Raw genomic sequence first — 13,474 nt, 5'->3', positions numbered from 1 at the left:
CGAACACCCGGCGCCACCCCGCACCGGGTGAAAGCTGGCGCAGGGCATTGAGTCGATTCCCGAGGTGTGCCAGCATCCTGCCTCATGACAGAGCCACTCGGAGCGGTGCCGTATACCCCCCGGCGGGTGCGGCCGCTCGGCCTGCTCGAGATCGACGACTGGCGGGTGAAGCTCCACGGGCTGTCCGCGACGCCCGGCGGCGACCTCGAGGAGGCGGCGCGGGAGGGCGCGCGCAAGGCCGCCGTGGAGGCGTTACCCCGGCCCGGCGTCGGGGGCGGGCGGTACGGGGTCGGATTCGTGATCGCGCACCGGTCGACGAACGCCTACTCGTACGTGGTCGGGTGGTGGTCGTATGGGTGCTTGTTGTCGACGGCCGCCTACTCGGCCCGGTTCTCCGAGCCGGCGGACATCGCGCGGGCGCCTTCCCGGCAGGCCGGCTGCGTGTGGGAGCTCGCGGTGATCGACCACGAGCGGCGGGCCTGGACCCGGACCATGCTGGGGACCAAGGCCGACGGTGACGTCGACGGCTACCTGGGGGCGGTGTTGTCCGGGAAGGTGTGACCTCGGCGGACCGCGTCAGCACGCGATGACAACGGAACGGAGCGGGGCCCCTGGAATCCCAGGGGCCCCGCTCCGTTGTGACGCGATGACGCGATGAGGCGATAACGGATCCGGCGCGATCTGCCGCGATCAGACGCGCCGTTCCGCTAGCCCGCCGAGCCGGACTTGCGCCGGGCGGCGATCAGCGCCCCGGCGCCGAGCACCATGGCTCCGGCGCCGATCCCCGCGTAGTCGAGGACGTCCGTGCCGGTGTGCGGCAGCTGGCCGACCTCTTCGTGGTGGTGATGGTGCCGGTGCAGGTGCTCGTGGTGGTGATGGTGGTGCCCCGGCGGCGTGACCGGCGGGGGCGGGGGCGGCGGCGGGAAGACCGGCGGCGGCGGAGGCGGCGGGGGGAACACCGGCGGCGGAGGCGGCGGCGGGTAGAACGGCGGCGGAGGCGGGAACACCGGCGGCGGGGCGCAGTTGCACGGCGGGGGCGGCGGGCACGGCGGCCCGGTGACACAGCTCGTGTCCTCGGTCCCGCTGTTCACGATGCCCACGCCCACGGTGGTGCCGCAGACCTCGACCGGCGCGTTGACGCTGCCCTGCGCGACGGTGCCGGTGACGATCCCGGTCTCGCCGGTGGTGCCGGCGCTCGACGTCGTCGTCGGCGCGCCGGTGTTCACGCAGCTGTTGCCCTCGGCCGTGTCGTGGTACCCGCCGACCGCGGCCACCACGCCGCAGACCTCGGTCGGGATGTCGATCGGCAGCTGCGCGACGTTGCCGGTGGCCAGGCCGTTGTTGCCGACGGCCCGGCCGTTGGCGGCCGCGCCGCCGGCGGTGTGGTTCACGCAGTGGTTGTCCAGCGCGGAGTTGAACACGCCGACCACGCTCACCGAGTCGCCGCAGGCGTCGATCGGGGCCTCGATCGGCACCTGCACGATGTTGCCGGTGACCGCGCCGGAGGAGTTCGCGGTCACGGCGCTCGCGCCGGAGCCCGCGGTCTGCTGCGGCATGCCGGGGGCGTCCGCCGAGCGCGCGCGCATCGGGGCGTAGCCGTCGTACCTGCCGTGGTCGCCGTGGTCACCGTGCTCGCCGCCGTTGACGCAGGTGGTGCCGGCGGCGGTGTCGTAGACCGCGACCACGTTCGCGGTGATCCCGCAGACGTTCAGCGGCGCGTCGACCGGGACCTGGACCACGTTCCCGCTCACCAGGCCGGGGGAGGAGGCCGCCACGGCCCGGGCGGTCGAGGAGGACTCGCCGCCCCGGTTGGCGCACAGGATGTCCTCGGCCGAGTCGTGCCCGCCGACCACGGTCGCGGTGTCGCCGCAGATGTTCGTCGGGAGCGAGACCGGGATCTGCACGACGTTGTCCGACAGCGCGCCCGGGTTCCCGGCCGCCACCGCGGCCGCCGAGCTGCTCGGCCCGCCGGCGGTGTCCGGGCCGTTGACGCAGTGCTCGTCGGCGGCACTGTCGCCGCCGCCCAGCACGGTCGCGACCACGCCGCAGACGTTGACCGGGGCGTCGATCGGCACCTCGACGGTGTTGCCGGCCAGGAAGCCGCCGCCGCCGAGGTCGGCGGACTCCGCCTCGGCCGCCAGGGCCTCGGGGCGGTCGCCGCCGGGGTGGGCCGGCCAGTGCGCGGTGGCTCCGGCGGCCTGGGACACCGGGGCGCCGTGCGGGGCCGTCCCGGGGTGGTGCGGCGCGGCGGGGTGGTGGGGAGCCGCGGGGTGGTGCGGGGCCGCTGTGTGGTGCGGAGCGGCGCTGTGGTGGGGTGCCGCCGTGTGGTGCGGAGCCGTGGCGTGGTGCGCCGGGGCGTCGTGGTGCGGGGCCGGAGCGTGGTGCGACTCCGGGTGGTGCGGCGACGCCGGGGCGTGCGAAGCGTGCGACGCCGGAGTGTGTGATGTCGGGGTGTGCGATGTCGGAACGTGCGACGCGGCCGTGTGGTGCGGCGCGGCGGCGTGCGGCTCGGGGGCCTTGTGCCGCCCGGTGTACTGCTTGACCTTCGGCGCGCTGACCGGGATGGCCGCGTGGTGTGAAGAGTCGCCCGTCGACTGACTCTTCTTCCCGGCGTGCTCGGGGTTCTCGGGGTGGGTCGAAACCGCCGAGACCGCGGGCGCGGCTCCAGTGATCAGCAGGCCGCCGGTCGCGACCGCGAGCGCGAGTCCGCGCTTGGTCACGTCGTGCATGCCAGTCCTCATTCTTCTCAGGGGGGTCCGGGCCGACAAGGCCCGTCACCGCGACAAACGCCCCTGGCTCCGCCGCGTCACGCCGGTGTGGTCCGTGCGGATGAATAGTCGTTCTGTGCGATGTATTGCGCGGTTGCCGGACAACGCGCAGGTCGGACCGGCTGTCCGAGCATTCGTGCGAGGCGGTTTGTAAGCTCGTGCGGCCGAGCGGGAGAATCGGGCCCCATGACGGCTGATCCGACTATCGATCCGGCACCGCTTTCTGGTCCGGCACAGATCCGCGAGCTGGCTCTGAGCACCGCGGTCGAGGCCAAGGGTGCGCTCTACACCCTCGGCGGCGACTACATGTCCTCCCAGGCGGCCCGCACCGCCGCCAAGGACCTGGGGATGAAGGGCTGGCCGTTCTACTTCGGCGGCCGGGTCGGGGTCCTCGGGCCGGTCGCCCCGGAGGTGGTGCACGCGGTCGTCGGGTTCTTCCCGACCGAGCTGGCGGTGCAGAGCTGGGAGACGGCCCGCGACCCGAAGCAGAGTCCGCCGCTGGACCGCGTCGTGGACCGCTACCGCGACGTGCAGCGCATGTGGGCCGACGAGTTCCTGGCCGCGCTCCCCGAGGACGAGGCGCACGAGCTGGCCGACATGCTACGCGAGATCGCCACCACCTCCGAGACCGGCCTGTCCCCGCTGGCCGCGGCCTGGGGCGCGATGCCGGAGCCGGCCTCGGCCCGGCACCGGGTGGTGCACTGGGCGATGGTGATGCGCGAGCAGCGCGGCGGGCTGCACATCACGGCCGTGCAGATGGCCGGGCTGGACCCGCTGGAGGCGATCGTCGCCGGGTCGCTCGGCGAGGCCGGGGCGAAGTTCTTCCGGTGGCCGGCGCCGTACCCCCAGCCGGACGACGCCACGCGCCTGTTCCGGGAGCAGGCCGAGGAGATCACCGACGAGCTGGCGTCGCGGGCCTACCGCGGGCTGACCCAGGAGGCTGCCGAGCGGCTGCTCGCGCTGCTGTCCCGGGCCGCCTACATGGCCAGCGGCGGCGGCGTGGCGAACGCGCTGGCGGCGAAGGAGACCAAGGAGGTTCGGGACGGCGCCGAAACGCGGTCCTGAACCTGAACCACGCTCCTCAGCGCGGGTTCTGCCAGGGGCCGTCGGGGTGCAGCTCCGGTGGCAGCCACAGCTGCGGCTGCACCGTCCGGCACCGCAGGCCGCAGCCGGGCTGCCACGGGAACAGCCCGTGGCTGTCCGGCCAGACCAGCTGCACGAACGGCGGAACGGCCCCGCGGTAGAACCCGACGGCGAACCCGAACAGCGTCGGGTACCACCCGGGGTGCACGCGCTTGGCGACCACCGGCTGCGCGTCCAGGATCCCGTCGATCTCGATGTCGAGCCCGAACGGCTTGTTGTCGCGGATCAGCCGCCCGGCCCGGTTCACGCGCTGCTGCATGTCCGGCAGCAGCAGGCCGAACAGCGACACCTCGGGGGCGCGGTAGCTGTGCCACAGCCCCACCGAGAACGCCCATCCGGGGGTGCGGGTGCCGGGCATGATGCCGATCGAGGTCCAGCCGGTGCGCCGCACGTGCGCGGCCGCCTCGCCGAACCAGCCGGGCACCAGCGCGCGGACCGCGTCTTCTTCCTCGTCGTCGGCCGGATCGTCGTCGGCGAACGCCTCGTTCTCGGCCGCGGTGAGGGTGTGGCTGACCGCGTTCTCGCTGTCGCAGATCACGCAGTGGCACGGCGGGATGTCGGCCGTCACGCGACGCCGGTCTTCGTGTTCGCCCGTCGGTTCCGCAGGACCGCCGTGGCCAGGACTCTCCGCCATGATGTTCACGATATGCGATGAGTGCATGAGAGTACCTATCCAGGACGCCCGGAGTTCACCTTTCGGACGAAAGGCTCTCCCGCGGTGTTCGCCCCGTCACGCAGGGCGTACGCTCACGCGCCGCCGAGTGTCACGATCGCGTCGGTCAGGAACCCGGCGACCAGCCCGATCATGATCCCGTACGAGGTCAGCTCCTTCAGCCCGGTCCGCCGCGCCACCGCCAGCAGCTCGATGATCACGTACAGGATCGATCCGGCGGCCAGCGCCAGGAACGCGACCGCGGTCGGCGTCGAGGTGAACTGCTCGCCGACCAGCGTCCCGGCGAAGGTCGGCCCGCCGCCGATCAGTCCGAGCAGCCCCAGATAGCGCCACGACGGCCGCTCGCCGACCGCGGCCATCGGGGCCACGATCCCGAAGCCCTCGGTGGCGTTGTGCAGCCCGAAGCCGACGATCAGCATCACGGCCAGGCTGATCTCGCCGTCGGCGGCCGAGTTCCCGATCGCCAGGCCCTCGGCGAAGTTGTGCAGGCCGATGCCGATGGCGATCAGCATCGGCAGGCTCGCCAGCCGGGAGATCAGCCTGCGGCGAGTCCCGTCCCCGCTGCCCGCGCTGCTCCCGCCCCCGCTTCCGCCCCCGAGCTCCGCGGCGGAGGCCGCACCCGGACCGCGCGCCGCGTGCTTGGCGACCCAGCGGTCGAAGCGCGTCAGCCCCAGGAACGCGACCCCGATGCAAGCGGCCATCAGCAGGCCGTAGCCGACGGCGTCCCCGACCCGGTGCGGCTTGTCGCTGAGCGCGGAGTCGACCGGCGCCCAGGCGTGGCTGAGGACGTCGAACAGCAGGAACAGCAGGATCCCGATGGCGACCGCGTTCAGCAGCGCGCGCAGCCGGGGCAGCGGGGCGCGCAGCCGGCCGAGCGGCAGGCCGAGGTAGATCGTGAAGCCGGCGATCGCGCCGAGCAAGGCGATCTGGGACGAGGACATGGCAGCACCTTGATTCGTGGCCGGGGACGGTCCTGAGGGTGGGGACCGGCGTGCAGGTTAGCCTCGCCTGGTTTTGCGGGACAAGCCCGGCTGTACTGGATGAGCATTATGCGGCTTTTGTGCGCCTCATGATTTCGCCGTCGCCTCGACCTCGGCGAAGCCCGGCCAGAACGCGTCGGCCAGCAGCACCGCCGTCTCCCGCGGCCCGATCCCCGCCCCGTCGCGCAGCCGCCAGCGCGCCACCCGTTCGCTGGCGCCGACCAGGCCGTGCGCCAGGATCGAGACCCGCGCCGGGGACGCCGCGGGCAGCCAGCGCCCGATGACGTCCTCCAGCAGCTGCGTCTGCTGGCCGCGGATCGCCTCGATCGCCTCCTCGGCGGGGCCCGCGACGATCACCGACTCGTTGAGCAGCACCGCCCAGGCCCGGCCGTGGCGGTCGGCGAAGTCGAAGTAGGCCTCCAGGCCGGCTTCCAGGACGGCGCGCGGGCCGTCCGGCTCGGCGGCGGAGACGGCGTCGATCGTCGCGGAGTGCAGGTCCGCGCGGATCCGCGCCACACAGGCGAGCAGGAGCCCTTCCTTCGACGTGAAGTACTCGTAGAGCATCGGCTTGGAGACCCCGACGCGCAGCGACACCTCGTCCATCGACGTGTTCTGGAACCCGCGCTCGGCGAAGACCTCCTCGGCTGCGGCCAGGATCTGCTGCTCGCGCTCGGCGCGGGGCACGCGCTTGCGGCGCGGGGCGTCGGTCATGGCAGCGAACTCTATCGACTTCCTTTCCTACTCTCAGTAAGCTACCCGCCGGTAGGGTGCCGTCGAGCAGGGACTGAGCAGGACCCGAGCAGTACGAGCAGGAACAGGGGCTGGGAAGCATGGCCGATCCGCGATTCCACACCGTCATCGCCTTCGACGGCGCCGAACTGCACGTCGAGGAGGACGGCGCCGCCGGCGCGCCGGTCACGCTCGTGCTGGCGCACGGCTGGACGCTGTCTCTCCAGGCCTGGCGTGCTCAGGCCGCAGCCCTCGCCGAAGCCGGCGACGTCCGGATCCTGAGGTACGACCAGCGCGGCCACGGGTCGTCGACGCAGGGCGGTGCGTGGCCGTCGGGCGTCTCCGGCGCCGACGCCGAACGCTTCGGGCCGGGGCCGTCGGTGGACCAGCTCGGCCGGGACCTGGCCGCGGTGCTGGACCAGCTGGTGCCGACCGGTCCGGTCGTGCTCGCCGGGCACTCGATGGGCGGCATGACCGTCATGGCGCTGGCCGATCAGCGCCCCGAGCTGTTCGCCACCGGCGGCCGGGTGGCCGGCGTGCTGCTCACGAACACCTCCAGCGGCGGCCTCTCGCGGCTCACGCTCGGGTTCCCCGAGGTGGTCGCCAAGCCGGTGCGGAACTCGATCATCAGGACCCTGCGGAAGATCGCGGCCAGGCCGGGCAAGGCCGACGCGGTCCGCGCGAAGCAGTCCACCGGCTCGCGGCTCGCGGTGGCGCAGACGCGCTGGCTGCTGTTCGGACGCAAGGCGCCGCGCGCGGCGATCGTGGAGTGCAACGAGATCATCAAGACGTGTCCCAGCGCGACGCTGGCCGGCTTCTTCCCGGCGTTGATGACCCACGACAAGCGGGACGCGCTGAAGAACCTCGGCGGTACCGAGGTCGAGGTCCTGGCCTCGGCGCGGGACCGGCTGACGCCGGTGGGGCACTCGCGGCGGATGGCCGAGGCGATCCCCGGCGCGCGGCTGACGGTGGTCCCGGGGACCGGGCACATGCTGCCGATGGAGCGGCCGCAGGTTGCGACGGCGCTGTTGACGAGGCTGGTCGCGGCGGCGCGGGCTCGTGAGGAAAGCGCCGCATGATCGCGGATCGCTGTGGATGGAGACTTGGGAAAGGGAAGCGGGGCCTGACAGAGCCCGGACGGTGACCGACGGCCCGGCCGTGTCGGACCGAACCCGTCGACAGCCGGTCGATACCTCGCGATACCTGTCGGCGTTCCCGCACGATCGCCGTCAGCCCCCTGAAGCGCGACTCCCAGCGCGGTGCGCGAACCCTACCTTCGCGCACCGTGCCAGAAGGCGTCTCCACTTCACTTCATCGACCGCGCGAGCCGCCGGAACGGCTCGGCGCGGTCAGCGCGCCCGGGCCGGTCAGGCCGCCGCGCGCTCGCCGGTCGTCACCAGCACCGCGAGGACCGTCCGGGACGGGATCGACAGCTTGGCGAAGATGCGCGACAGGTGCGCCTCGACCGTCTTGGTGGACAGGCCGAGGGCGCGGGCGATCTGGCGGTTGGTGCGTCCGTCCCGGACGAGCCGGGCGATCTCCATCTCGCGCGCCGTGAGGCGGTCGAGCGAGGCGGGCCGCTGGGTGCTGACGGTTGTGGTGCTCATTGGTGGTTCCCCCCTGTTGTGATGGTTGTTACTGACGCTCCTTGCGTGCGGCCTGCCGGTTCGCCGGCCACGGCGTGGGGAGGCGTCGGTGTTCACCGTCCGCGTGGTGCGTGCGAGCGGCGTGGGGCGTGGTCCAGAGGGAGATTGTGGTGTCAGCGATCATCGGGCGGGCCGCGTCAGCGACTCCGTCCGACCCCGTGCGCGCAGAAGGCGTCGGCGCGCACGGTTGAAACCACACGCCAGCCCCGGCATTTTGATCGGCCAACTCCGACACAAAGGTCGGCAGGCCAATCCCCCCATCCTGGCCCATGCACTGAACTATAGGGTGGCGCTTGAAAGCGCGGTAGGGGTTCTCCCATAACGGCCCTATTTCAGCAGGGCGAACTGGCGTAGGCCGCCGAGGAGCCGGCTCCCGACGCGCTGGCGACCGCGTCGATATAAGGGGACGACGGACACATGCCGTGCACATCCAATTGCGGAGCGATATCGTAAGACGTTTTTCCCGAAAGGTTGAATGACTGGCTCTGCGCCCCGATCGACCCCGGCGAGCCCTGCGACGCGGTCCCGGCGAAGGTCACCGTGACCGTCACCGGTCCGGTCCCGTTCGTGGTCACGTGCACATGCGCGGTGTAGTTGTAGCTGCCGGTCTGGTCCGGGGTCAGCGACGAGACGCTCAGGGCGCTGACACCGCCCTCGACCGGCGGCGGCGCCTGGTGCGTCGTGGTCTGCGGCGGCGGCGGAGGCGCGGCCGAACTGTGCGAGGCGGGCGCGGTGGTCTTCGGCGCCGTGCTCGGCGGCGGGCTCGACTTTGGCGGCGCCGGCTTGGAGGTCGAGGACGGCGCGGGGGTGCCGGTCGCGGTCGGCGCCGTCACCGCGCCGGGGATCGCGGAACTCGACGAGTCGCTGCTGCTGGCGGCGGTGGAGCTGGAACTGGTCACCGGCGGCGCGGACACGTTCTTGGTGGCGGGGCTCTTGTGGGTGGCCGCCACGAAGACCACCACGCAGGCCGCTGCGGCCACCACAGCCGCCAGCGCGTACCGCACGATGCGGCCGCGATCGACCGGTTCGATCGGCTCCGTCATCGGGAACACCGGCGGGGGCAGGTCGCTGCCGGGCTGGAAGTTCTCGAACTCGTCGCGGCCGGTGTCGCCGAACGCGCCGGAGTCACCGGATCGGCCGGAGCCGACGGGCCCGCTCGGTCCGCCGGGGCCACCCGGCCCGCCAGGCCCGCCGGAGCGACCGGAGCCGATCGCGGCGGCTCCCATGGCGGCGCCGGCCAGGGCGGCCGCGGCCGGGACGGCAGCGCCCGAACCCCGGCTCGATTCCGATCCCGACGCCCGGCCCGGTGCTGACCCCGATCCGGATCCTGATCCCAACCCCGGGCCCGATTTCGGAGCCGGCTTCGGAGCCGGCGGATCGGGACGGAACAGAGGCCGCGTCAGCTCTTCGGCGCCGGTCCCGAGCGCCGCCGGACCGGCCGGGGCCAGCGAGACGTGCGTCGAGTCCGCGTCGCTCTCGGCGGCGCGAGTTCCGCTGGCCGGCCCCGGGTTCGGCGGTGTGCGGGGTACGCGAGGCGGCTCCGCGTCGCCGACCAGGCTGACGACCGGGGCCCGGGGGCCGCGCGGGCGGTCGGCCTCCGCCGGACCGCTGTTCGGCGGCGTGCGGGGTATTTGCAGGATGTCCGCGCCGATTCCGGTGTCGGGTCCGGCGCCTGCTTTGGTGCCTGCCTTCGTGTCGGCCTTCGTGTCGGCGTCGACCGGGCCCTGGTTCGGCGGCGTCCGGGGGACGCGCGGCAGGGCCGCCTCGGAGGCGGCCGAGGCGATGTCGTCGAAGCCGAGCGGCGTGCTGTCGACCGGCGGCCGCTGGATGCGCGTGGTGTCGGGGTCCTCCGAGACCGTGACGGTGATCGAACCGGTGCCAGGACCCTGATTCGGCGGCGTCCGCGGCACCGGCGGGAGCTCGTCGCGCACGCCGGCGGCCGGCACGTCCGCGACCGGGCTGGTTGGGCTGACCGGGCTGACGGGGGAGACCGGGGCGACGGGAGCGACGGGCTTGGACGTCGGCGGAGCTGTCGACTCCGTGAAGCCCTCGGTGCTGGTAACTCCGGCACCTGCGGCACCGGCACCGGCACCGGCGACACCCGCACCTGCGATACCGGCAACACCCGCGGCGGCACCGGCTCCCGCGCGCTTGCCGCCGTCGGCCGGAATCGGCGTCGCCTTCGCGATGTGCGTCTCGTCCGCCGACAGGCTCGGCTCGGGCTCCTCGACGCGCATGCCGGGAGCGTCGTGGGTACTCGGCGCGTCCAGGGATCCGGAGGCGCCGGCCACGTCCATCAGCGCCGCGTCCATCAAGGCCGCACCGGGCCCGCGCAGCGGCGTGATCCGGGCCGTGTGTTCCTCGTCGAGGCGTTCGGTCTGCTGGGAGTCGTCCCTGGCGTGCCGCGCGGGGGACTGGGGCGCTGCGGGCTCTTCGACGCTCGGCGCCGGCGGCTGCGCGACCTCGGCCTCCGCCTCCGCTTCGGGCGCCGCGCCCTTGCCGCGCCGCAGCTGCGTGACCGAGGCGATGCGGGTCACCGGGGCCGTGCCCTCGACCATCTCCAGGGTGCGCAGGCGTTGCGCGTCCAGCCGCTTCACCCAGTCCGCGTAGCCGTCGGCGGACCAGGAAGGCCAGGACTGCGCCGACTTGCCCTCCAGCCTCGGCAGCCACCACGAGGCGAAGTACTGCGCGTCCACCGCCAGCTGCTCGACCGCCGGCAGCCACTCCAGATCGCGGCGGCGTCCGCCGCGGGGGGCCTGCGCCAGCTTGGACAGCACCGGCCGCAGCCGGACGGCCAGGTCCCGGGCCTCGCGCGCGGTCTGAGTCGCCTCCTGCGGGTTGGTGGCGGGGAGCCATTCGGTGCCGGCCAGAATGCCGGTCACCAGCGTCCGTGTACCGCCACGCCCCCGTTCGTCTCCCCTGTCAGGCATGGCTACGAACGTATCCGTTTTGGATGTTCGAGTACAGATACCAGATTAAGAACCTTAAGAAGCCTTCGGCCTTCTAGAAGTCCTTGATCAGCTTGGCCAGGGCCTCGGCGGTGAGGGCCGGGGTCAGCGCGGTGACGCTGATGCGCTCGATGACCTGCAGGTAAACGTCGACGTCATCGCGTTTGTCCAGGTAGAGGGCGCCGGCCAGGTGCTCCAGGTAGACCACGTCCGGCAGGTCCGGCTCGGCGAAGCGCAGGATCGTGAACGCTCCGGCCTCGGCGGCGTGCGCGCCGGACTGGAAGGGCAGGACCTGCACCGTGACGTTCGGCCGCTCCATCATCTCCAGCAGGTGGGACAACTGCTGGCGCATGATCTCCGGGCTGCCGACCGGACGGCGCAGCGCGGCCTCGTCGACCACGGCCCACAGCCGCGGCGCCTCCTGCTCGCGCAGCAGCACGTTCTGGCGCTCCAGCCGGACCTGGACGCGGCGCTCGGAGTCGCTGTCGTAGACGCCGCCGCCGCGGCCGGCCATCACCGCGCGCATGTAGTCGGGGGTCTGAAGCAGGCCCGGTATGTACTGCACCTCGTAGGTGCGGATCAGCGAGGCCGACTCCTCCAGGCCGATGTAGCCGGCGAACCAGCTCGGCAGGACGTCGTGGTAGCCGTGCCACCAGGTGGTCGCGTTCGCGGCCTTGGCCATCGACAGGAACGGTTCGCGGGCGCCGGGGTCGGTGACGCCGTAGAGCGTCAGCAGATCCTCCACGTCGCGCATCTTGAAGCCCACGCGGCCCAGTTCCAGGCGGCTGATCTTGGACTCGGACGAGCGGATCTCCCAGCCCGCGGTCTCCCGGGTGATCGCCGCGGCCTCGCGCAGCCGCCGCAGTTGCGAGCCGAGCATGATCCGGCGCACCGTCGCGCCGCCCGAGCGCGGCGGCTCGGACTCGGGATCAGCGGTGTGGGGCCCACTCATTGCTTCCTCGCTCCATCTGAGGCCCGACCCCGTAAATCGCAGGTGCCGGGCGGTGGATCAGCTGCCGATTGTGCCACTCGGGCGTCCGCTTGTGAACACCGCAAGCCTAGGTGGTCCGGTCGGTCGGGACACCCGGCAGCGTGCCACAGGGCCCTGAATCATTTAGGCAAAGTCTTTGCCCATCCGAGACCCTGCGCGCGCCGTCTACGCTGTAGCATGCACGTGCATCCGCCTTATGCATAGGAAAACTCTGCGATTGCATGTGCCGCCGCCACAGCGGCCGGCACCTGACGGGAGACCCGATGGTCGCGTCTGGTTACGCCTACTCCCTGCTCCATGCCGACCTGCCGGTCTGCATCGGGTACCAGGCCGTGGGGCGCAGCGTGTCGACGCGGCATTGCGTGCTCCCGGCGCGCGCCGAATCGGTCTCGGCGGCCCGGCGGTTCGTGCGGGACGTCGCCGAGGACTGGCGCGGACAACCTGAGAGATTCGCCACACTGCTGGAGAATCTGGGCATCGTGGTCTCCGAACTCGTGACAAACGCGCTCCTGCACGCCTATGAAGCGGTGCTGCCGGACCGGGTGCGGGACGAGTCCGATCTGATATCGCTGTGTCTGGTCCACGAACCCTGTGACACCGGGGCCGGCGAGGCCGGCGTGGAGCGGGTGCTCTTCGCCGTCGCCGATCCCTCGGCCGCCTCGCCGGTGGCACCGACGCCGGCCCGGGCGGCCGACGGGTTATGGGGCCTGGACGAGTCGGGGCGGGGGATGTATCTCGTGGAGGCGCTGGCCGACGACTGGGGCTGGCGCCGTTTCCGTGCGCCCGGCGCGGCCGAGCCGTCCGGGAAAGTCGTTTGGGCGCTTTTCGAACTCGCCTGTTGAAGGTGAACCCGGCGTTTCCGCCCGGTTCCGTCCAGGGGTTCATACGGGGCTTCATCCACTGTTTCAGTCAGGGATTCCCATCGGCTTGACGGCCTCGTCGCTCCTCTGTCGTCGACCGACCGCGGGAGCTGTGACGCAGTAACCGCTTTCCGTGTTCGCCCTAACGAACGGTCCGCACCCGGTCACGGCCGGCACACGGTCGAATTGGTTGGCGATCACAGGGCTCGAATGTATATCGATCTGGTATCGAAGCCGCGGCGAACGCATGCCTTGAACCTGCGGGGAGAACCTTTACCCGCTCTTTGAACGTTTCACACTCGAAACCTCTGCGCGTGCGCCAGCAAGACCGCTAGCATCCGTTTACTGCCATGCATCGGCGAATGCTGATTCCAGCGCGGATGCACGTGCAGTGGATCAACCCTTCCCACCGTACATGTAAGGGGAAAACGACAATGAGCGAGTTCGAGGTCTACAACGGCATGCCGGCCACCAAGGTCGCCGCCGCGTGGCGCAAGAGCAGCTACTCCAACTCGCAGGGCAACTGCGTGGAGTTCGCAGGGCTCGGGGACGGTTCCGTGGCGATGCGCAACTCGCGCGACCCGCACGGCCCGGCCCTGCTGTACACCCGGGCCGAGATCGAGGCCATGATCAACGGGATCAAGGACGGCGAGTTCGACGACCTGCTCGGCTGAGGCCGGCGGGAGCTGCGCGATAGATAGTGGTACCCGCTTCCGGACTCCGACGCCTGCCCCCT

12 protein-coding genes are annotated in these 13,474 nt (G+C 72.0%); 5 read left to right on the top strand and 7 right to left on the bottom strand.

The window, feature by feature from the left end:
• Positions 1-84: 84 nt before the first annotated feature.
• A complete protein-coding gene (locus ABH920_RS12010) occupies positions 85-561 on the top strand; it encodes a hypothetical protein (RefSeq protein WP_194921166.1) in 477 nt (158 codons plus the stop codon).
• A gap of 146 nt (positions 562-707) precedes the next feature.
• Here the strand turns inward: ABH920_RS12010 and ABH920_RS12005 are convergent, their stop codons facing one another.
• On the bottom strand, positions 708-2,729 hold the full coding sequence (locus tag ABH920_RS12005) for a chaplin (protein ID WP_370348978.1): 2,022 nt from the start codon (positions 2,727-2,729) through the stop codon (positions 708-710).
• Positions 2,730-2,954: 225 nt separating this feature from the next.
• Between ABH920_RS12005 and ABH920_RS12000 the strand changes: the two genes are divergently transcribed.
• Positions 2,955-3,833, top strand: coding sequence for a hypothetical protein (locus ABH920_RS12000; protein ID WP_370348977.1), 879 nt, complete (start codon positions 2,955-2,957; stop codon positions 3,831-3,833).
• Between the two features lie 16 nt (positions 3,834-3,849).
• On the opposite strand, the gene ABH920_RS11995 is transcribed toward ABH920_RS12000, so the two are convergent.
• The 3 genes from ABH920_RS11995 to ABH920_RS11985 all read right to left on the bottom strand — a co-directional run bounded on the left by ABH920_RS11995 (position 3,850) and on the right by ABH920_RS11985 (position 6,275).
• Positions 3,850-4,545 (bottom strand): DUF4262 domain-containing protein, encoded by a 696-nt coding sequence (locus ABH920_RS11995; protein ID WP_370348976.1) that lies wholly within the window; start codon positions 4,543-4,545, stop codon positions 3,850-3,852.
• Positions 4,546-4,658: 113 nt separating this feature from the next.
• Complete coding sequence (locus ABH920_RS11990; protein WP_370348975.1) at positions 4,659-5,525, bottom strand: ZIP family metal transporter; 867 nt, start codon at positions 5,523-5,525, stop codon at positions 4,659-4,661.
• A 126-nt stretch (positions 5,526-5,651) separates the two neighbouring features.
• Entirely contained in the window at positions 5,652-6,275 is a 624-nt protein-coding gene (locus tag ABH920_RS11985; protein ID WP_370348974.1) for a TetR/AcrR family transcriptional regulator, read from the bottom strand.
• 119 nt (positions 6,276-6,394) lie between these two features.
• Here ABH920_RS11985 and ABH920_RS11980 point away from each other — a divergent pair, with 119 nt between their 5' ends.
• A complete protein-coding gene (locus ABH920_RS11980) occupies positions 6,395-7,372 on the top strand; it encodes an alpha/beta fold hydrolase (protein WP_370348973.1) in 978 nt (325 codons plus the stop codon).
• Between the two features lie 288 nt (positions 7,373-7,660).
• Here ABH920_RS11980 and ABH920_RS11975 read toward each other — a convergent pair whose 3' ends face one another.
• The 3 genes from ABH920_RS11975 to ABH920_RS11965 form a co-directional block, all read right to left on the bottom strand.
• Positions 7,661-7,900 carry a helix-turn-helix transcriptional regulator gene (locus ABH920_RS11975; RefSeq protein ID WP_370348972.1) on the bottom strand — a complete coding sequence of 80 codons (240 nt, stop codon included), beginning with the start codon at positions 7,898-7,900 and terminating at the stop codon, positions 7,661-7,663.
• A 371-nt stretch (positions 7,901-8,271) separates the two neighbouring features.
• A complete protein-coding gene (locus tag ABH920_RS11970; RefSeq protein WP_370348971.1) occupies positions 8,272-10,869 on the bottom strand; it encodes a hypothetical protein in 2,598 nt (865 codons plus the stop codon).
• Positions 10,870-10,942: 73 nt separating this feature from the next.
• Positions 10,943-11,839 (bottom strand): helix-turn-helix domain-containing protein, encoded by an 897-nt coding sequence (locus tag ABH920_RS11965; RefSeq protein ID WP_370348970.1) that lies wholly within the window; start codon positions 11,837-11,839, stop codon positions 10,943-10,945.
• A gap of 302 nt (positions 11,840-12,141) precedes the next feature.
• On the opposite strand from ABH920_RS11965, the gene ABH920_RS11960 reads away from it, so the two are divergent.
• Entirely contained in the window at positions 12,142-12,720 is a 579-nt protein-coding gene (locus tag ABH920_RS11960) for an ATP-binding protein (RefSeq protein ID WP_194915416.1), read from the top strand.
• Positions 12,721-13,172: 452 nt separating this feature from the next.
• On the top strand, positions 13,173-13,412 hold the full coding sequence (locus ABH920_RS11955) for a DUF397 domain-containing protein (protein WP_370348969.1): 240 nt from the start codon (positions 13,173-13,175) through the stop codon (positions 13,410-13,412).
• Positions 13,413-13,474 lie beyond the last annotated feature (62 nt).

The sequence above is a fragment of the Catenulispora sp. EB89 genome, from assembly GCF_041261445.1.
Classification (GTDB): Bacteria; Actinomycetota; Actinomycetes; order Streptomycetales; family Catenulisporaceae; genus Catenulispora.
Note: the sequence above shows the minus strand (reverse complement) of the source record. Positions and strands in the feature narration are given on the sequence as shown.

Bases quoted from the DNA above. Each gene is read 5' to 3' on its own strand.
- ABH920_RS12005 (WP_370348978.1), bottom strand. From the start codon at position 2,729: ATGCACGACGTGACCAAGCGCGGACTCGCGCTCGCGGTCGCGACCGGC.
- ABH920_RS11995 (WP_370348976.1), bottom strand. From the start codon at position 4,545: ATGGCGGAGAGTCCTGGCCACGGCGGTCCTGCGGAACCGACGGGCGAA.
- ABH920_RS11970 (WP_370348971.1), bottom strand. From the start codon at position 10,869: ATGCCTGACAGGGGAGACGAACGGGGGCGTGGCGGTACACGGACGCTG.
- ABH920_RS12000 (WP_370348977.1), top strand. From the start codon at position 2,955: ATGACGGCTGATCCGACTATCGATCCGGCACCGCTTTCTGGTCCGGCA.
- ABH920_RS11980 (WP_370348973.1), top strand. From the start codon at position 6,395: ATGGCCGATCCGCGATTCCACACCGTCATCGCCTTCGACGGCGCCGAA.
- ABH920_RS11975 (WP_370348972.1), bottom strand. From the start codon at position 7,900: ATGAGCACCACAACCGTCAGCACCCAGCGGCCCGCCTCGCTCGACCGC.
- ABH920_RS12010 (WP_194921166.1), top strand. From the start codon at position 85: ATGACAGAGCCACTCGGAGCGGTGCCGTATACCCCCCGGCGGGTGCGG.
- ABH920_RS11990 (WP_370348975.1), bottom strand. From the start codon at position 5,525: ATGTCCTCGTCCCAGATCGCCTTGCTCGGCGCGATCGCCGGCTTCACG.
- ABH920_RS11965 (WP_370348970.1), bottom strand. From the start codon at position 11,839: ATGAGTGGGCCCCACACCGCTGATCCCGAGTCCGAGCCGCCGCGCTCG.
- ABH920_RS11955 (WP_370348969.1), top strand. From the start codon at position 13,173: ATGAGCGAGTTCGAGGTCTACAACGGCATGCCGGCCACCAAGGTCGCC.
- ABH920_RS11985 (WP_370348974.1), bottom strand. From the start codon at position 6,275: ATGACCGACGCCCCGCGCCGCAAGCGCGTGCCCCGCGCCGAGCGCGAG.
- ABH920_RS11960 (WP_194915416.1), top strand. From the start codon at position 12,142: ATGGTCGCGTCTGGTTACGCCTACTCCCTGCTCCATGCCGACCTGCCG.